This is a genomic window from Pseudomonas sp. BJP69, assembly GCF_007633355.1.
Lineage (GTDB): Bacteria > Pseudomonadota > Gammaproteobacteria > Pseudomonadales > Pseudomonadaceae > Aquipseudomonas > Aquipseudomonas juntendi.
On sequence record NZ_CP041933.1, the window covers coordinates 4,442,883 to 4,461,741 of the forward strand.

At 63.7% G+C, this 18,859-nt stretch carries 18 protein-coding genes; 14 read left to right on the forward strand and 4 right to left on the reverse strand.

Going from position 1 to position 18,859, the window contains the following annotated elements:
- The first annotated feature begins 116 nt into the window (after window positions 1-116).
- Together olsB and FPB55_RS20800 are read left to right on the forward strand one after the other, a co-directional pair.
- Window positions 117-872 carry an L-ornithine N(alpha)-acyltransferase gene (gene olsB, locus FPB55_RS20795; protein WP_115294677.1) on the forward strand — a complete coding sequence of 252 codons (756 nt, stop codon included), beginning with the start codon at window positions 117-119 and terminating at the stop codon, window positions 870-872.
- Entirely contained in the window at window positions 872-1,660 is a 789-nt protein-coding gene (locus FPB55_RS20800) for a lysophospholipid acyltransferase family protein (protein WP_144189195.1), read from the forward strand. Before olsB ends, FPB55_RS20800 begins: the two co-directional genes overlap by 1 nt.
- 461 nt (window positions 1,661-2,121) lie before the next feature.
- Here FPB55_RS20800 and FPB55_RS20805 read toward each other — a convergent pair whose 3' ends face one another.
- The gene (locus FPB55_RS20805; protein ID WP_115294679.1) at window positions 2,122-2,706 is read right to left on the reverse strand and encodes an ACP phosphodiesterase; all 585 of its coding nucleotides are present in this window, start codon (window positions 2,704-2,706) and stop codon (window positions 2,122-2,124) included.
- A gap of 150 nt (window positions 2,707-2,856) precedes the next feature.
- On the opposite strand from FPB55_RS20805, the gene FPB55_RS20810 reads away from it, so the two are divergent.
- The gene (locus FPB55_RS20810; RefSeq protein WP_054906130.1) at window positions 2,857-3,159 is read left to right on the forward strand and encodes a helix-turn-helix transcriptional regulator; all 303 of its coding nucleotides are present in this window, start codon (window positions 2,857-2,859) and stop codon (window positions 3,157-3,159) included.
- Between the two features lie 16 nt (window positions 3,160-3,175).
- Window positions 3,176-4,225 carry an alkene reductase gene (locus tag FPB55_RS20815; protein ID WP_125855535.1) on the forward strand — a complete coding sequence of 350 codons (1,050 nt, stop codon included), beginning with the start codon at window positions 3,176-3,178 and terminating at the stop codon, window positions 4,223-4,225.
- A gap of 51 nt (window positions 4,226-4,276) precedes the next feature.
- Here FPB55_RS20815 and FPB55_RS20820 read toward each other — a convergent pair whose 3' ends face one another.
- From FPB55_RS20820 to FPB55_RS20830, 3 genes are all read right to left on the reverse strand, one after another.
- Entirely contained in the window at window positions 4,277-5,101 is an 825-nt protein-coding gene (locus FPB55_RS20820; protein ID WP_009686829.1) for a hypothetical protein, read from the reverse strand.
- An 87-nt stretch (window positions 5,102-5,188) separates the two neighbouring features.
- On the reverse strand, window positions 5,189-6,184 hold the full coding sequence (locus tag FPB55_RS20825; RefSeq protein ID WP_144189197.1) for an NAD(P)-dependent oxidoreductase: 996 nt from the start codon (window positions 6,182-6,184) through the stop codon (window positions 5,189-5,191).
- Window positions 6,185-6,233: 49 nt separating this feature from the next.
- Window positions 6,234-7,124, reverse strand: a complete 891-nt coding sequence (locus FPB55_RS20830) for a LysR family transcriptional regulator ArgP (protein ID WP_029887119.1) — start codon at window positions 7,122-7,124, stop codon at window positions 6,234-6,236.
- Window positions 7,125-7,224: 100 nt separating this feature from the next.
- Here FPB55_RS20830 and FPB55_RS20835 point away from each other — a divergent pair, with 100 nt between their 5' ends.
- The 10 genes from FPB55_RS20835 (at window position 7,225) to FPB55_RS20880 (ending at window position 18,855) form a co-directional block, all read left to right on the forward strand.
- A complete protein-coding gene (locus FPB55_RS20835; protein ID WP_115294682.1) occupies window positions 7,225-7,824 on the forward strand; it encodes a LysE/ArgO family amino acid transporter in 600 nt (199 codons plus the stop codon).
- 219 nt (window positions 7,825-8,043) lie between these two features.
- Window positions 8,044-8,640, forward strand: coding sequence for a Fe-Mn family superoxide dismutase (locus tag FPB55_RS20840; RefSeq protein ID WP_144189199.1), 597 nt, complete (start codon window positions 8,044-8,046; stop codon window positions 8,638-8,640).
- A gap of 260 nt (window positions 8,641-8,900) precedes the next feature.
- Complete coding sequence (locus FPB55_RS20845) at window positions 8,901-10,952, forward strand: GGDEF domain-containing phosphodiesterase (RefSeq protein ID WP_029887117.1); 2,052 nt, start codon at window positions 8,901-8,903, stop codon at window positions 10,950-10,952.
- 144 nt (window positions 10,953-11,096) lie between these two features.
- Window positions 11,097-12,431 (forward strand): imelysin family protein, encoded by a 1,335-nt coding sequence (locus FPB55_RS20850; protein ID WP_009686823.1) that lies wholly within the window; start codon window positions 11,097-11,099, stop codon window positions 12,429-12,431.
- Window positions 12,432-12,576: 145 nt separating this feature from the next.
- Window positions 12,577-13,059, forward strand: a complete 483-nt coding sequence (locus FPB55_RS20855; RefSeq protein ID WP_115295360.1) for a hypothetical protein — start codon at window positions 12,577-12,579, stop codon at window positions 13,057-13,059.
- A 12-nt stretch (window positions 13,060-13,071) separates the two neighbouring features.
- A complete protein-coding gene (locus FPB55_RS20860) occupies window positions 13,072-13,458 on the forward strand; it encodes a hypothetical protein (RefSeq protein WP_115294684.1) in 387 nt (128 codons plus the stop codon).
- Between the two features lie 110 nt (window positions 13,459-13,568).
- On the forward strand, window positions 13,569-14,996 hold the full coding sequence (locus FPB55_RS20865; protein WP_054906133.1) for a di-heme oxidoredictase family protein: 1,428 nt from the start codon (window positions 13,569-13,571) through the stop codon (window positions 14,994-14,996).
- A gap of 18 nt (window positions 14,997-15,014) precedes the next feature.
- Complete coding sequence (locus tag FPB55_RS20870; protein WP_009686819.1) at window positions 15,015-16,079, forward strand: imelysin family protein; 1,065 nt, start codon at window positions 15,015-15,017, stop codon at window positions 16,077-16,079.
- Window positions 16,080-16,081: 2 nt separating this feature from the next.
- Window positions 16,082-17,179 (forward strand): DUF1513 domain-containing protein, encoded by a 1,098-nt coding sequence (locus FPB55_RS20875; RefSeq protein ID WP_144189201.1) that lies wholly within the window; start codon window positions 16,082-16,084, stop codon window positions 17,177-17,179.
- Window positions 17,180-17,706: 527 nt separating this feature from the next.
- On the forward strand, window positions 17,707-18,855 hold the full coding sequence (locus tag FPB55_RS20880; RefSeq protein ID WP_115294686.1) for an efflux RND transporter periplasmic adaptor subunit: 1,149 nt from the start codon (window positions 17,707-17,709) through the stop codon (window positions 18,853-18,855).
- The last annotated feature ends 4 nt before the right edge of the window (window positions 18,856-18,859 follow it).

The following is an 18,859-nucleotide window of genomic DNA, read 5'->3' on the forward strand; positions in this document are numbered from 1 at the left end:
TGTCACGCAAGCATCACCAAAGCTTCACCGGGGTGACACCGCGTCTGCCTAGGCTGACTTTGCACAACAAAGCCGACCGGCCGCAACCCTTCATGGCTGGCTTATGGAGACTCGCAATGACTCGGATCGCTCACGCTGGCGACAACAGCACTGAACGCCGTCTGCAAGCCGAACGCCTGGTTGGCGCCAAGGCGCTGCAAGAAGCCCAAGCCTTGCGCTACCAAGTGTTCAGCGCAGAATTCAAGGCCAAACTCAAAGGTGCCGAGCACGGCCTGGACATGGACGACTACGACGTGCACTGCCGCCATATTGGTGTACGCGACCTGAGTACCGGCAAGCTGGTGGCCACTACCCGGCTGCTTGACCACCAGGCCGCCAGCAGCCTGGGGCGGTTCTACAGCGAAGAAGAATTCCGCCTGCACGGCCTGTTGCAGCTGCAAGGGCCAGTCCTTGAACTGGGGCGCACCTGCGTAGCCCCCGCCTACCGCAACGGCGGCACCATTGCCGTGCTCTGGGGCGAGCTGGCCGAGGTCCTCAACGAAGGCCGCTACCGTTACCTGATGGGCTGCGCCAGCATCCCCATGCAGGACGGTGGCGTACAGGCCCAGGCCGTGATGCAGCGCCTGCGCGAGCGCTACCTGTGCACCGAGCACTTGCGCGCCGAACCGAAGAAGCCGCTGCCGAACCTGGCGCTGCCCAACAACGTCATCGCCGAACTGCCACCGCTGCTCAAAGCCTATATGCGCCTGGGTGCAAAGATCTGCGGCGAGCCGTGCTGGGACGAAGACTTCCAGGTCGCCGACGTGTTCATCTTGCTCAAGCGCGACGACCTGTGCCCGCGCTACGCCCGCCACTTCAAGGCGGCAGTCTGATGCCCAGGCTGCGGGTGCTGGCCCGCGTCTGCAGGCTGCTGCTGGTCGTGCTGCTCGGCGTGCTGATGGCCTGCGTGATCGCCGTGGGGCAGCGGCTGGGCCTGAAGGCCTCGCTCGAAAGGCGCCAGCGCTGGACCTGCCTGTTCATGAAGCGCCTGGTCGCAGCCCTGCCCTTCGACGTACAGGTGCGCGGGGCGCTGCCGCAGCGGCCGATGTTGTGGGTCAGCAACCATGTGTCGTGGACCGACATCCCCCTGCTGGGCATGCTGATGCCCCTGTCATTCCTGTCCAAGGCCGAAGTGCGCCAGTGGCCGCTGGCCGGCTGGCTGGCGGAACAGGCCGGCACCCTGTTCATTCGTCGTGGGGGCGGCGACAGCGAACGGCTGCGCGAGCAGATGGCCAGGCAACTGGGCCTGGCCAGGCCGCTGCTGATCTTTCCTGAAGGCACCACCACCAGCGGTCACGCCTTGCGCACTTTCCATGGCCGCCTGCTGGCGCCGGCCATCGACCGTGGCGTAGCGGTTCAGCCAGTGGCCATTCAATACCTGCGCGACGGCCAGATCGACCCGGTTGCGCCTTTTGTTGGTGACGACGACCTGGTGGCGCACCTGCTGCGCCTGTTCGCCCAGCCACGTGCGCAGGTGTGCATTCACCTGTTGCCGCCGATCGGGACCGTGGGCAAGGAACGTGCGCTGCTGGCAATGCAGGCACAGCAGGCGATTCACCTGGCGTTGTATGGGTTCGAAAACGTCGAGGCGGCGCCACGGCGGCCGGCGCGGGCTGCCTGATCTCTATCCCATGTTGCGGCACTATCGCCGGCAAGCCGGCTTTACAGGTACTGCATTGGCTTGCAAACCTGCAGTGAACTTGTGGGAGATTCTATGGTTTCTGGCAAGGGTAGCCGGAGCATCTTCAGCGCCTGTGAGATCGAGCGCCGCCCGCGCGGCGCAATCGCGAGCTGCGCTCGCTCCTACGTTTGTTTCGGGCCAATTATTCCTGTGGGATTTGCGCGCGAACGCCTTGGTGCATGCCTCAATATCGCGTCGTACAAACAAGGCGGCCGCGCGCGCCTGTCACAGGCGTTACTGGCCCGAAACAAACGTAGGAGCGAGCGCAGCTCGCGATTGCGCCGCGCGGGCGGCGCTCGATCTCACAGGCGCTGCATAACTTGTGGCAAACACCGACAGCCCTGACGCGATCCCTGTGGGAGCTGGCTTGCCGGCGATAGGGCCGCAACAGGCAACCAACATCAGCTGCCTGACACACGCCCCGCCGCTGCAAACGCCTGCAATTGCGGGTAGAACGCGCGAAAGTCCGCCAGCAGCGGCTCGTACAGCCGCTCCAGCTCCACCATCACCCCCGCCATCGCGTCTGGCCGCGACAGCCGCCGGCCGATGCCGTTGAACACCTGTTCCAGCGTGGCAAAGTCGCCATAAGCGCCCAACCAGTCATCGGCAGCCATGAACGGCGCAATGCGCGCCAGCCGCCCCGGCAGCTCAGGCTCCGCCAGCAATACCCGATAAAACGCGCCCGTGAACTGCGCCAAGGGCTGCTCGGCATAGTCGTGCCAATGCCGCGCCAGGCAGTGGTCGAAAAACACGTCCAGCACGATGCCGGCGAAGCGCCGCCGCTCACGCGGGAACCGCGCCAGCGCCGCCAGTACCAATGGGTGCCGGTCGGTATAGCTGTCGATATGCCGGTGCAACCGGATAGCCGCCTCCAAGGCAGGCGGGAAGCGCCCGTGCAGCGAGCCTTTGACGAAATCGCCGTACAGGCTGCCCAGCAGTTGTTGCGGGGCCGGCCCGCCCAGGTGCAAATGTGCAAGGTAGTTCATGAGCGCAGTCTACCACCGCGGCGCCCAATATCGTTATAACGCGATATAGCGATTTTAACTCAGCTAAGCACCACTGGATATTTGGATATCGGCATTCAGCGATTTATATTTCGCCCTATCGCGATATACCGCTACAACGAGCCTCACGCCATGCCACTCGATCTCGACGAAATCATAAAAGCGCTGGCCCACCCGGTCAGGCGAGAAATTCTCAGCTGGCTGAAAGACCCGGCAAACCAGTTCCCGGACCAGTACCACAGCACCGAAAACGGTGTGTGTGCCGGGCAGATCGACCAACGCTGCGGCCTTTCGCAGTCGACCGTCTCCGCCCACCTGGCCACCTTGCAGCGTGCCGGGCTGATCAGCAGCCAGAAGATCGGCCAATGGCATTTCTTCAAACGCAACGAAGCCACCATCCAGGCGTTCCTGGAACAACTGCGCCAAGCGCTTTGACCAGCAGGTAACCGACATGACCACGCTTTTCGATCCGATCACCCTGGGCGACCTGCAGTTGCCCAACCGCATCATCATGGCCCCACTCACCCGCTGCCGTGCAGACGAGGGCCGCGTGCCCAATGCCTTGATGGCCGAGTACTACGTCCAACGCGCCAGCGCCGGGCTGATTCTCAGCGAGGCAACCTCGGTCACCGCCATGGGCGTCGGCTACCCTGATACGCCCGGTATCTGGAACGATGAGCAAGTCCGCGGCTGGACCAATGTCACCAAGGCCGTGCATGGCGCTGGCGGGCGCATATTCCTGCAGCTGTGGCACGTGGGGCGTATCTCGCACCCCAGCTACCTGAACGGCGAACTGCCGGTGGCCCCCAGCGCGATCCAGGCCAAGGGGCATGTCAGCCTGGTACGCCCGCTGAGTGACTACCCCACCCCGCGCGCACTGGAAACCGAAGAAATCAGCGACATCGTCGAGGCCTACCGCAGCGGTGCAGAAAACGCCAAGGCCGCCGGCTTCGATGGTGTGGAAATTCACGGCGCCAATGGCTACCTGCTCGACCAGTTCCTGCAAAGCAGTACCAATCAGCGCACCGACCGCTACGGCGGCTCGCTGGAAAACCGCGCACGCCTGCTGCTGGAAGTGACCGATGTCGCCATCGAGGTGTGGGGGGCCAACCGGGTCGGCGTGCACCTGGCACCACGTGCCGACGCCCACGACATGGGTGACGCCGACCGTGCCGAGACGTTCACGTACGTTGCCCGCGAACTGGGCAAACGCGGCATCGCTTTCATCTGCTCGCGGGAGCGTGAAGCCGACGACAGCATCGGGCCGTTGATCAAGGCGGCGTTTGGTGGGCCATACATCGTCAACGAGCGTTTCGACAAGGCAAGTGCCAATGCAGCCCTGGCCGATGGCAAGGCCGATGCGGTGGCGTTCGGGGTGCCGTTCATTGCCAACCCGGACCTGCCGGCACGCCTGGCAGCGGATGCACCGTTGAACGAGGCGCACCCCGAAACGTTCTATAGCAAGGGGCCGGTGGGGTATATCGATTACCCGCGCCTGTAACCCAGTGAACCCGCTGCTACCGTGCACCTGTAGCAGCGGGTTCAGGCCATTTCAGGGCCGAGCGTTGATTTGCTGCTGCAGGTTCTGGATCTGGCTCTGTAGGGTGTTGAGGTTGCGCGTGGTCTGCCCGCGGAACGCATCGAACTCCTGTACCGATGCGCCACTTGAGCCCGACGAGCCGCGGTTTTCCATTTGCGTCTTGAGCACCAGCACGTCCTGCTCCAGGCTTTCGATCGCCGCACTCGGGTTGCCCTGCTTCTTCAGCGCAGCCACCTCTTCGCTCAGGTTTTTAAGCTGCCCATCAAGCTTGCCACCGTCTACCTGGCCCGACTTCAACGCCGCCAGCTCGGCATTCACCGCCTTCAACTGCGCCTGCAGTTGGCCCTGCAATTCGGTCACAGCTTTCTGCTGCTCACGGGTATCGGCCAGCACCTGCTCCAGGCGCTTGCCCAGGTCGCCGGCCTGGCCAGCCACGCCTTGCTGCTGCTTGCTCTGCTCGGCCAGGCTGGCCTGCAACTGGCGGATCTGCAGCTTGAGCGCCTCGCTGCCGGTGTTGACCGACGATTCGCTGGCAGCGACCTTGCCACTGATTGCCTGCAAGCGCCCCGCTGCATCCTCACTGATGCGGGCAAAGCTTTCCTGGGTGGCCACCAGTTGCTGCTCCATCAGCGAGATCTGCTGGAAGCTCCACCAGCCCAGCCCGGCCAGGGCTATGAACGAGGCCCCCAGCAGCACCCACAAAGGCCCGGTGCTGGCCGGCCTGGCCGCCTTCTGGCGGCTACGGGCCACGTGCGCCGGCAACAGTTCGTCATCATCAGGGGTGCCGGCCCGCAGGGTTGGCACATCATCGAAATCGTCGTGAGCATCGTTGCGCATGGGTGAGTTCAACCGCGGTAATAGCAAAGAAACAGGAGTATAAACCGCTCGCGCGGCGCACTGCTGACCCTAATCGGCGCGCCGCGTTCACTGCCCCGGGGGCTGATGTTTCCACCAGGCGCAGAATTCATCCAGCGCCGTCCACAGGCTGATCTTCGGCTGATAGTCCAGGTACTGCCTGGCGCGGCTGATGTCGAGGGTGAAATCACGGCTCATGACCTGCACTCCCAACCGCGACAAGGTCGGTTGCGGGCGCCCCGGCCATAGCATGCAGGCGGCTTCGTTGAGCGCAGCCAGACTGTAGACCAGGCCGTAGGAACGGTAGCGGGTCACCTGCGGCAACTGCATCTGGCGCATCACGTAGTTGACCACGTCCCACAACGGCAGCGGCTGGCCGTTGCTGATGTTGTAGGCTTGGCCCAATGCCCGGTCATCGGCGAACAGGGCGCTGAGCAGTGCCTCGTTGAGGTTGTGCACACTGGTGAAATCAACCTTGTTCAGGCCATTGCCGATGATCGCGACCCGGCCCTTGCGCTGCATCTGCATCAGCTGCGGGAAGATGCTGGCATCGCCGGCCCCGGTGACGAAGCGGGGGCGCAGTGCCAACACCTCGAGGCCGAACTCCTGCGCGCCGAACACTTTCTGCTCGGCCAGGTGCTTGGTTTTCCCATAATGGTCATGGAACCGGCGCGGCAGCTGGTCTTCCCGGATGTCGAGGCGCGAGCGGCCGTTGAAGTACATGGACGGCGACGACAGGTGTACCAGGCGCCGCACGTGCTCCTTGAGGCACCCTTCGACCACGTTCTCGGTGACCACCACGTTGGCTTGGTGGAAATCCTGATAACGCCCCCAGTGCCCCACCGCGCCGGCACAGTGCACCACCGCTTCGACGCCCTGGCAAAGGCGCCGGGCCAGCTCGGCATCGTTCAGGTCGCCGGGGATGAACTGGGCACCGCGCTTGACCAGGTGCTCCACCCCCTCCGCACGGCGGCCGCTGACCCGCACGTCCAGGCCCTGCTCCAGGGCGAAACGCGCAAAGCGCCCGCCAATGAAGCCACTCGCGCCGGTGACCAGAATTCGCATGTAACACTCCGTCTTGCCAGATTTCAGATGCAACTGACGCCAGCCGCGGCTACAACGGCACCAGCCATTGCCCTGCCGTATGCCGCAGATGCTCGGTCAGTTGCGCGAGCAATTGCCCGCCATTGCGCCAATGATGCCAGTACAGCGGCACATCGATGGGGGTATCGCTGCAAATTTCCACCAACTGCCCACCGGCCAGTTGCTCGCGGGCCTGCAATTCGGGCACCAGCCCCCAGCCCAGGCCCGCCTCGGTCATGCGCAGGAAGCCTTCGGATGACGGGCACAGGTGGTGCAGGAAACCATCCTCCATGCCCAGCGACGCCAGGTAGCGGTGCTGCAGGAAGTCGTCCGGGCCGTACACGATGGCCGGGGTGCGGGCCAGGCGGCTGGCGACAAAGCCCTGGGGAAAATGGCGCGCCATGAACCCGGGGCTGGCCAACGCCCGATAACGCATTGCCCCCAACGGCAGGCTGCGTGCCCCGGCCACAGGCCGTTCACTGCCACACAGGCAGGCCGCCACCTCACCCGCACGCATGCGCTTCAGGCCCACTTCCTGGTCTTCCACCACCAGGTCGGTCAGCACGTTCTGCTGCGCACAGAAGTTGCCCACCGCGCCAGCCCACCAAGTGGCCAGGCTGTCGGCGTTGAGGGCGATGCGCAGGCGCTCTGGCATGCCTTCTTCGTCCAGCGCCGGCACCTGGCGCTGCAGGTCACGTTCAAGCAGGCGTACCTGCTGCACATGGTTGAGCAACTGGCGGCCGACCTCTGTCGGGCTGGGCGGGGTAGCGCGCACCAGCACGGGCTGGCCGACCCGCGCCTCGAGCAGTTTGATGCGCTGGGAAATGGCCGATTGCGACAGGCCCAGCACTTGCGCGGCACGCTCGAAACCGCCCTGTTCGATCACGGCCGCCAGGGCGGCAAGCAGCTTGTAGTCGAACATCGATTTTCCTAATGAGGGATCAGCTTTATTTGTTTTTCTTATACATCCCCAACCCACACAATGGCCAGCATCCTTTACGACCTTTTCGGAGAGCCTGGCCATGTGGCAAAGCTACCTCAACGGCATGTTGGTGGCCTTCGGCCTGATCATGGCCATCGGCGCCCAGAACGCCTTCGTACTTGCTCAAAGCCTGCGCCGCGAGCACCACCTGCCGGTGGCAGTGCTGTGCATCGTCTGCGATGCCATCCTGGTGGCGGCCGGTGTGTTTGGCCTGGCCACCGTACTGGCGCACAACCCGACCTTGCTGGCGATCGCCCGCTGGGGCGGGGCGGTGTTCCTAATCTGGTACGGGGCCAAGGCTTTGCGCAGTGCCTGTTCGACACAAAGCCTGCAGCACCAGCAGGGCCAGGGCACACGTTCACGTCGTGCGGTACTGCTCAGTGCCTTGGCGGTGACGTTGCTGAACCCGCACGTGTACCTCGACACGGTGTTGCTGATCGGCTCGCTGGGCGCCCAGCAGACCGAGCCCGGGGCTTATGTGGCCGGGGCCGCCAGCGCTTCACTGCTGTGGTTCTCGACCCTGGCGCTCGGCGCGGCCTGGCTGGCCCCGTGGCTGGCGCGGCCGGCAACCTGGCGCATGCTCGACCTGATGGTGGCGGTCATGATGTTTGCGGTGGCGGCGCAGTTGATCTTCAACTGATCCCAAGGGCCCTGGCAGGCAGAGCCCGAGACCACCGGTCGGCATGGCTCGACCGCCCCGGAACCTCTATTCCCTATGTTTGTTGCGTGGTTATGCGCCGGACCCGGTGCTATGATCCAGCCCTTGCGTCGCAAAGAGTAAAAACTCGCCGACGCTGATCGGGCCGCCCGTGATCGGCCTTGCGCAAACCGCAAACAGACCTGAATCAGGAGATCCACCATGGCTTTTGAATTGCCGCCGCTGCCGTACGCCCACGATGCCCTGCAGCCGCACATCTCCAAGGAAACCCTGGAGTATCACCACGACAAGCACCACAACACCTATGTCGTGAACCTGAACAACCTGGTCCCAGGCACCGAATTCGAAGGCAAGTCCCTCGAAGAAATCGTCAAGGCCTCTTCGGGCGGCATCTTCAACAACGCCGCTCAAGTCTGGAACCACACCTTCTACTGGAACTGCCTGTCGCCAAACGGCGGCGGCCAGCCAACCGGCGCGCTGGCCGATGCCATCAACGCGGCCTTCGGTTCCTTCGACAAGTTCAAGGAACAGTTCACCAAGACTTCGGTCGGCACCTTCGGTTCCGGCTGGGGCTGGCTGGTGAAGAAAGCCGACGGCTCCCTGGCCCTGGCCAGCACCATTGGCGCCGGCTGCCCGCTGACCAGCGGCGACACCCCGCTGCTGACCTGCGACGTCTGGGAACACGCCTACTACATCGACTACCGCAACCTGCGTCCGAAGTACGTCGAGGCGTTCTGGAACCTGGTCAACTGGGCCTTCGTTGCCGAGCAGTTCGAAGGCAAGACCTTCAAGGCCTGAGTCACCCAGCCTTGAACAGAAAACCCGGCCATGTGCCGGGTTTTTTTGTGCCTGCCAGGGACCGCCGCGCCGGTACACCGAGCCGCACGGTTTTGCTTGCTCAGGCGGCAGAGCGCGCTAACATCAAATCTTTGGAAGATTGAGACAGCGCACTCAAGTTGCAGGGGCAGGCAACCGATACACTGCTCATGGTAGGCCGATAGTGTATCGTCATCGTTGATGGCAAAATGATGCCATGCGCATGGATTAAGGAAACCCCATTGAAGCTGGAATTGCGGAACAGCTTGTCGGTCAAGTTGCTCAGGGTCGTGCTGCTGTCGGCGCTGGCGGTCGGCGTACTGCTCAGCTGTGCGCAAATTGTCTACGACACCTACAAGACCCGCCAGACCGTGAACAACGATGCCCAGCGCATCCTCGACATGTTCCGCGACCCGTCGACCCAGGCGGTGTACAGCCTCGACCGTGAAATGGGTATGCAGGTGATGGAAGGCCTGTTCCAGGACGAGTCGGTACGCATGGCGTCCATCGGCCACCCGAATGAAACCATGCTGGCAGAAAAGTCCAGGCCGCTGCGGGACACCTCCATGCGCTGGCTGACCGACCTGATTCTCGGCCAGGAACGTACCTACACCACGCAACTGGTCGGCCGCGGCCCCTACAGCGAATACTACGGCGACCTCAGCATCACCCTCGACACCTCTTCGTATGGTGAAGATTTCCTGATCAACGCGGTCATCATCTTCATCTCCGGCGTATTGCGCGCCCTGGCCATGGGCCTGGTGCTGTACCTGGTCTACCACTGGCTGCTGACCAAGCCGCTGTCGAAGATCATCGAGCACCTCACGCAGATCAACCCCGACCGCCCCAGCCAGCACCAGATCCCGCTGCTAAAGGGGCACGAAAAGAACGAACTGGGCCTTTGGGTCAACACGGCCAACCAGTTGCTGGCTTCGATCGAGCGCAACACCCACCTGCGTCACGAAGCGGAAAACAGCCTGCAGCGCATGGCCCAATACGACTTCCTGACCGGCCTGCCCAACCGCCAGCAGCTGCAACAGCAACTGGACAAGATCCTGGTCGACGGTGGCCGCCTGCAACACCGGGTGGCGGTACTGTGCGTGGGCCTGGACGACTTCAAGGGCATCAACGAACAATTCAGTTACCAGGTGGGTGACCAACTGTTACTGGCCCTGGCCGACCGCCTGCGGGCGCATAGCGGCCGCCTGGGTGCCCTGGCGCGGCTGGGCGGCGACCAGTTTGCCCTGGTGCAAGCCAACATCGAGCAGCCCTACGAGGCTGCCGAACTGGCGCAAAGCATTCTGGATGACCTGGAGGTGCCGTTCGACCTCGATCACCAGCAGATCCGCCTGCGCGCCACCATCGGCATCACCCTATTCCCAGAAGACGGCGACAGCACGGAAAAGCTCCTGCAGAAAGCCGAGCAGACCATGACCCTGGCCAAGGCCCGCTCGCGCAACCGCTACCAGTTCTACATTGCCAGCGTCGACAGTGAAATGCGCCGCCGCCGCGAGTTGGAGAAGGACCTGCGCGAAGCCCTGCCGCGTAACCAGCTGTACCTGGTGTACCAGCCACAGATCAGCTACCGCGACCACCGCGTGGTCGGCGTGGAGGCCCTGCTGCGCTGGCAGCACCCGGAACTGGGCATGGTGCCGCCCGACCAGTTCATCCCGCTGGCCGAACAGAACGGCAGCATCATCAGCATCGGCGAGTGGGTACTCGACCAGGCCTGCCGGCAATTGCGCGAATGGCACGACCTGGGCTTCAGCGACCTGCGCATGGCGGTCAACCTGTCTACCGTGCAGTTGCACCACAGCGAGCTGCCGCGGGTGGTCAACAACCTGTTGCAGGCCTACCGCCTGCCACCGCGCAGCCTGGAGCTGGAGGTCACCGAAACAGGCCTGATGGAAGACATCAGCACTGCCGCCCAGCACCTGCTGAGCCTGCGCCGTTCAGGGGCGCTGATTGCGATCGACGACTTCGGCACCGGTTACTCGTCGCTCAGCTACCTGAAGTCATTGCCGCTGGACAAGATCAAGATCGACAAGAGCTTCGTCCAGGACCTGCTTGACGACGATGACGACGCTACCATCGTTCGCGCCATCATCCAGTTGGGCAAGAGCCTGGGCATGCAGGTCATCGCCGAAGGCGTGGAAACCGCCGAGCAGGAAACCTACATCATTGCCCAGGGCTGCCACGAGGGCCAGGGCTATCACTACAGCAAGCCGTTGTCGGCGCGTGAACTGACCCACTTCCTCAAGCAAGCCCAACGCAATCAGGTCTCGATGCTCTGAAACTGCTCGCCCGGCCAAGCCAGCGACCTGGATTTGCATGAAATGCGCCCCCGCCCCTTTACAGCAAATGCAAATCTTTCGCATGATGTTGCCGTTTCGCATGCCTAGGCGCACTGTCCAACCACACGACGCAGGAAACCCATAATGATTCGAATGCCTCTGGCCTCCGCCAGTCTGCTGGCCATGGCCATCGCCCTCGCCGGTTGCGGCGAAAAAGACGACAAGGCTGCCGCTGCGCAAGCGCAGGCACCCGCTGCCGCCAGCACCACCGCTGCAGCGCCAGGGGCTGTCGACGAAGCCGCTGGCAAAGCCGTGGTCAAGCATTACGCAGAAATGGTCTATGCCGTGTACAGCGACTCGCTGAGCACCGCAAAAACCCTGCAGACCGCTGTCGACGCCTTCCTTGCCAAGCCAGACGATGAAACCCTGAAGGCTGCCAAGCAAGCCTGGGTTGCTGCACGCGTGCCTTACCTGCAGAGCGAAGCCTTCCGCTTCGGCAACACCATCATCGACGACTGGGAAGGCCAGGTGAATGCGTGGCCGTTGGACGAAGGCCTGATCGACTATGTCGACAAGAGCTACGAGCATGCCCTGGGCAACCCCGCCGCCAGCGCCAACATCATCGCCAACACCGAGATTCAGGTCGGCGAAGAAAAGATCGACGTCAAGGACATCACCCCCGAGAAGCTGGCCAGCCTGAACGAACTGGCAGGGTCCGAAGCCAACGTCGCCACGGGCTACCACGCCATCGAATTCCTGCTGTGGGGCCAGGACCTCAACGGTACCGGCCCAGGCGCCGGCGCCCGCCCGGCGTCGGACTACCTGGAAGGCCAGGGTGCTACCGGCGGCCACAACGAGCGCCGCCGCGCCTACCTCAAAGCCGTGACCCAGTTGCTGGTCACCGACCTTGAAGAGATGGTCGGCAACTGGGCTCCGAACGTCGCTGACAACTACCGGGCCAAGCTCGAAGCCGAGCCGGTCAACGATGGCCTGCGCAAGATGCTGTTCGGCATGGGTAGCCTGTCGCTGGGCGAACTGGCCGGTGAACGCATGAAGGTTTCCCTGGAAGCCAACTCGCCGGAAGACGAGCAGGACTGCTTCAGCGACAACACCCACTACTCGCACTTCTACGATGCCAAGGGTATCCGCAATGTCTACCTGGGCGAGTACACCCGCCCGGACGGCACCAAGGTCAGCGGCCCGAGCCTGTCGTCGCTGGTAGCCAAGGTTGACCCGGCGGCCGACGCCACCCTCAAGGCCGACCTGGAGGCCACCGAGGCCAAGATCCAGGTCATGGTCGACCATGCGCAGAAAGGCGAGCACTACGACCAGTTGATCGCCCCCGACAACGCTGCCGGCAACCAGATCGTTCGCGATGCCATCGCCGCCCTGGTCAAGCAGACCGGTGCGATCGAACAGGCGGCGGGCAAGCTCGGTATTGCCAACCTGAACCCGGATACCGCGGACCACGAGTTCTGATTCGGTAACGGCGCCTCACCCCGAACGCCCGGCCTTGTGCCGGGCGTTTGCGTTTGTGCTGCAGGTGCTGTGGTTCCAGATGCCTGTCCTGCCTTTCGCCCTTCATTCTGGCCCCATTCACGGGATCACCAGGCCGGAGGGCGCAGTGCTACAGATTCTTGATGTTTGGGGGGAAGGCCGAATCGTTCAGCGCGTGGGGGGCAAGGACATCATTACCGGCTTCACCCACGCCTATAACCTGAATAAAGCCGGCCAGCGCATTTCCAACGGGCCGCGCACAGGCGAGCGCATCCCCCACCTGTATCAGGTCGACGAATACGATGCGCCCCGTTTCCCGCTGGACACCCGCGCCATACCCCACGTAACCCTGATGGGCGCCCCCATCACTTACCACGTGGCCCTGGAGATGTGCAGGGTGCTTGCCCACTCCGGCAAGATCTACCTGTACGACCCCAACGAAACCGACCGCAAGATGTTCGAGGCTGTCGCCTTTGCCCAGGGCCTGCAGCTGCTGGGGCGCTTTGACCCCGCCGAACTGGACCCGCCTTTCAACGAGATCACCTTGCTTGGCGTGTACGTCTACCGCAGCCCGAGCAGCCCGCTACCCCGCCCAGAAACCCGACCGTAAAAGGACCTTCACATGGCCAGCGTCACCTACCTGTGCTCCATCGCCAACAACACCCCCTACACCCTGACCGTGGTCGACGGTGAGAACCGCAGCAAAAGCGTTGCAGTCGGCGCCCAGCACGCCTGGAACGGCGCACTGGCCGTACCGTGGATCGGCAAAAGCGATGAAAACCACAAAGCCTTGCGCCTCATCCTCGGCCCCGCTGCCGAAGCCAGCATCTGGGTCTTCCAGGATTACTGGAAACCGGCCCACGAGAATGCCATCAAACAGCTCACTGCCCGCACCATGGACTATGAAAGCGACGAGGTCATCGAAGTGGCCGGCAACAATCGCAATGGTGGCAACAAGAATCTGATCGTCAGCCTGGTGAACCGCCAGTTCAAGCTGTATCTCGCCTGAGGGCCACAAGCAACGACGATTTCATCGAGCAAACGCAAATTGCTCTTATTCAATGATCCTGGGCCTGCTAAGCTTGCACGCCGGTTTTTTGCCCAAGCCCAGGATTCTCGATGTCCTTGTCGCTGTTTCGACTCAGCCCCTTGCTGCTGGCCTTTGCCCTCGCTGCCTGTGACGACGCCCCGCGCTTCACCCAGGCCGAGCCCGGCGAAGCCTTGTCGGCTGGCCTGGCCACCGTACAGCGCAGTGACCGCAACGCCTACGCCCAGCCCTCGGCCAACCTTTCGCCGGAACGGCGGCTGGACTTCGCCGTAGGCAACAGCTTCTTCCGCAGCCCCTGGGTGATCGCCCCCTCCACCACGACTGCACGCGATGGCCTGGGCCCGCTGTTCAACACCAATGCCTGCCAGAACTGCCATGTGCGCGACGGCCGTGGTCATCCCCCAGCCGCCAATGACAGCAACGCCGTCGGCATGCTGGTGCGCCTGTCTATCCCCGACCAACCCTACTTGGCCAAGGTGATCGAGCGCATCGGCGTGGTGCCGGAACCAGTCTATGGCACCCAGTTGCAAGACATGGCCATCCCCGGCGTGGCCCCGGAAGGCAAGGTGCGGGTGAGCTATGCCCAGCACACGGTGACGTTCGAGGATGGCCATCAGGTGCAACTGCGCAAGCCAAGCCTGCAAATCACTCAGTTGGGCTACGGCGTGATGCACCCCGACACCCGGTTTTCCGCACGGGTGGCCCCGCCGATGATCGGCCTGGGCCTGCTCGAAGCCATCCCCGAAGCCGCCCTGCTGGCCAACGAAGACCCCGACGACCGTAACCACGACGGCATTCGCGGGCGAGCCAACCGGGTATGGGATGACGCCCAGGGCAAGACCGTGGTCGGGCGCTTCGGCTGGAAGGCCGGCCAACCCAACGTCAACCAGCAGAACGTGCATGCCTTCGCCGGCGACATGGGCCTGACCAGTACCCTGCAGCCCAAGGACGACTGCACGGCGGCACAAGCCGCGTGCCTGGCTGCGCCCAATGGCGATGGCGCCGATGGCGAGAAGGAAGTCAGCGACAACATTCTGCGCCTGGTCACCTTCTATACCCGCAACCTGGCCGTGCCGGCACGCCGCGACGTGGGCGCGCCACAGGTGCTGGCGGGCAAGAACCTGTTCTACCAGGCCGGCTGCCAGGGTTGCCATACACCGCAGTTCACCACCGCCGCCGATGCAACCGAACCAGAGCTGGCCAACCAGGTCATCCGCCCCTACAGCGACCTGCTGCTGCACGACATGGGGCCGGGCCTGGCCGACGAGCGCACCGAATTCGCCGCCAACGGCCAGGACTGGCGTACCGCGCCGCTGTGGGGCATCGGCCTGAGCGAAACGGTCAGTGGCCACAGCCAGTTCCTGCACGATGGCCGCGCGCGCAACCTGCTCGAAGCCGTGCTTTGGCATGGTGGCGAAGCCGAAGCGGCACGCAATTTCGTTCTCACGTTCAATGCCGAGCAGCGCGCCGCGCTGCTGGCGTTCCTGAATTCCCTTTAAACGCGCAAAGGAGCCGGCATGTTCCGACCCAAATTGTTGTTCACCAGCCTCGCCGCACTCGCCCTCGGCGCCTGCTCGCCGCAGGACCCGCAAGCAGTGACCTCCGCCGCCATCGCCAAGCAGGTGATCCTGCCCACCTACAGCCGCTGGGTCGAAGCCGACCGTACCCTGGCCGCCAGCGCCTTGGCCTACTGCGAAGGCAAGGAAGACCTGGAAAAGGCCCGTGCCGACTTCCTCAACGCACAAAAAGCCTGGGCTGAACTGCAACCGCTGCTGGTGGGCCCTCTGGCCGAAGGCAACCGCGCCTGGCAGGTGCAGTTCTGGCCCGACAAGAAAAACCTGGTCGGCCGCCAGGTAGAGCAACTGGTCAACGGCGACAAGCCAGTCGATGTGGCCGCCCTGGGCAAGGCCAGCGTGGTGGTACGTGGGCTGTCGGCTTATGAATACATTCTGTTCGACAGCAAGCCGGACATCGCCACCGCCGAACAGAAGGCCCGTTATTGCCCGCTGCTGGTTGCCATCAGCGAGCACCAGAAGCTGTTGGCCGAGGACATCCTCAAGAGCTGGAACAGCACCGACGGCATGCTCTCGCAGATGACCAAGTTCCCCAACCAGCGCTACGCCGATTCCCACGAGGCCATCGCCGACCTGCTGCGCTCCCAGGTGACCGCGCTGGATACGCTGAAGAAAAAACTCGGCGCCCCCATGGGCCGCCAGAGCAAGGGCATCGCGCAGCCGCTGCAGGCCGAGGCCTGGCGCAGCCACAGCTCACTGAAAAGCCTGGAAGCCACCCTCAAGGCTGCCCAGACCGTGTGGGTCGGCGTCGACAACCAGGGTTTGCGCGGCTTGCTGCCCAGCGATCAGAAAGCGTTGGCAGACAAGATCGACGCCGCCTACGCTACCTCGCTCAAACTGCTGGCCGACAACCAGAAGACCCTGGGCGAGTTGCTGGCCGACGACGCGGGCCAACAAACCCTCAACCAGCTTTATGACAGCCTCAACGTGGTCCACCGCCTGCACGAAGGCGACCTGGCCAAGGCGTTGAACATCCAGCTGGGCTTCAATGCCAACGACGGTGACTGATCATGCTGCGACGCCAGGCCCTCAAACTCGGTAGCGTACTGCTCAGCGCCCTTACCCTGGGTGGCTGGAGCCTGTTCCGCAATAAAGGCAGCGAACCCTTGCTGCTCTCGGCGCGTGACGACGGCGACGGCAAGCACTATGCCGTGGGGTTCCGCCTGGACGGCACCCAGGTGTTCAGCACCCAGGTTGCCCAGCGTTGCCATGCCATCATCCATCACCCTGAACAGCCGATCGCCCTGTTCGTCGCTCGCCGTCCCGGTACCGAAAGCTACCTGGTCGACTTGCGCGACGGGCGCTTGCTGCAAACGGTAGTTTCACAACCGGACCGGCACTTCTACGGCCATGCAGTGGTGCATAAAAGCGGCGAATGGCTGTACGCCACCGAGAACGACACCCGCGACCCGGGGCGGGGCGTGCTCGGCGTGTACCGCTTCGAAGGTGCGCGCCTGGTACACACCGGCGAGCTCCCCACCCACGGCATTGGCCCGCACGAGGTGGCCTGGCTACCCGACGGCGAAACCCTGGTGGTGGCCAACGGCGGGATCCGCACCGAGGCCGAAAGCCGGGTCGAGATGAACCTCGATGCCATGGAGCCGAGCCTGGTGCTGATGCAGCGTGACGGCACCTTGTTGAGCAAGGAAACCCTCGCCCAGCAGATGAACAGCGTGCGCCACCTGGCAGTGGGCAGCGATGGCACCATTGCCGCCTGCCAGCAGTTCATGGGCGACGCCGATGAAACGGCCGAGTTGCTGGCCATCAAGCGCCCGGGCGAGCCGTTCAAGGCCTTTCCGGTGCCCGAGCAGCAACTGCAGGCCATGGCCCAGTACACCGCCAGTGTGGCTATCCACAGCGAGCTGCGGCTGGTGGCGCTGACCGCGCCACGGGCCAACCGCCTGTTCATCTGGGACCTGGACAGCGGCGCTGTGCGGCTCGACGCCCCTATGCCCGACTGTGCCGGGGTCGGTGCGGTCAAGGACGGGTTTGTCGTGACCTCCGGGCAGGGCCGCTGCCGCTTCTACGATTGCACCAAGGCACAACTGGTCGGGCAACCGATGAGCCTGCCGTCCGGGTTCTGGGACAACCACCTGCATCTGGTCTGATTGATCCGTGGCCTTCACCGGCCCTATCGCCGGCAAGCCGGCGCCCACAGGGGTCGCATCAGGGCTGATAGGTGTTTGTCACAAGATATGCAGCGCCTGTGAGAGCGAGCGCCGCCCGCGCGGCGCATCGCGAGCTGCGCTCGCTCCTACGTTTGTTTCGGGCCAGTAACCCCTGTGCCAGGTGCGCGCGACCGCCTGGTTCATACGACGCGACATTGAGGCATGCGCCAAGGCGTTCGCGCGCAAATTCCACAGGCATAATTGGCCCGAAACAGCGTAGGAGCGAGCGCAGCTCGCGATGCGCCGCGCGGGCGGCGCTCGCTCTCACAGGCGCTGCATATCTTCTGACGAACATCTGCCAGCCCTGATGCGATCCCTGTGGGAGCTGGCAAGCCAGCGATAGGGCCGGTGCAGACAATTTACTCCCCTTCAGACAAAAAACAGTCAATACTTCCCCCATCCACGTGGGCAGGATCGCCCGTTGTCGTGCCAGAACGAATAACAACCGTATCCAAGGAACCGGACCTATGCTGCGCCGCCGCATGCTCATCATGTTGGCCGTGGTTCTGCTGATCGTGCTGGCCCTGGGGGGCTACAAGGCTTTCTCGATCTACCAGCAGATCCAGATGTTCACTGCCCCCAAGCCGCCTATCACCGTGGCGGCAGCCTTGGCCGAACAACGCCAGTGGCAACAGCGCCTGCCCGCGGTCGGCAGCCTCAAGGCGCTGCAGGGTGTCGAGCTGAGCCTGGAGGTCGAAGGCATCGTCAAGGCCCTGTATTTCGACTCTGGGCAAACGGTCAAGGCCGGGCAGCTGCTGCTGCGGCTCAACGATGACCAGGAAACCGCATTGCTCGGCACCGCCGTGGCCGACCTGGGCCTGGCCAAGGTCGACTTCGGCCGCGGGCGGCAACTGGTGGGCGACTCGGCGATCTCCCGTGGCGAATACGACCGCCTCAATGCCCAGTACCAGCGCAACCAGGCGGTGGTCGAGCAGCTCAAAGCTTCGAAGAACAAGAAAAGCATCAGCGCGCCCTTCAGTGGCACCCTGGGCATCCGCCAGGTGGATGTCGGCGATTATCTGGCGCCAGGCACCGTCATCGCGACGCTACAGGACACCTCCGGCCTGTACGTAGACTTCAACGTGCCGGAACAGGCCTTGCCCCAGCTGAGCCTCGGCCAGCAGGTGCTGGTGCAAGTGGCTGCCTACCCGGACCAGACCTTCCCCGCCCGCCTCAGCGCCATCAACCCCAAGGTCGATGAAACCACGCGAAACCTGCTGGTGCGCGCGACCCTGGCCAACCCCGACGGCAAATTGCTGCCGGGCATGTTCGCCAGCCTGCAGGTACTGCTGCCCGATCCGCAGTTGCAGGTGGTGGTGCCGGAAAGTGCCATTACCTACACCCTGTACGGCAACTCGGTATATGTCGCCACCGCGAAAAAGGACCAGCACGGCAAGCCGCAGCACGATGAACAGGGCCACCCCCAATGGGTCGCCGAACAGCGCACGGTGCAGACCGGCGAGCGCCGTGACGGCGTGGTGGTGGTCAGCAAAGGGTTGCAGGCCGGGGAACAGGTAGTCACTGCCGGGCAGCTGAAGCTGACCCCCGGCGCCGCAATCCGAATCGGCCAGGACCAGGCCGTCAAGCCCGCCCCGGGCGCCGCGACCAAGGACTGACTGG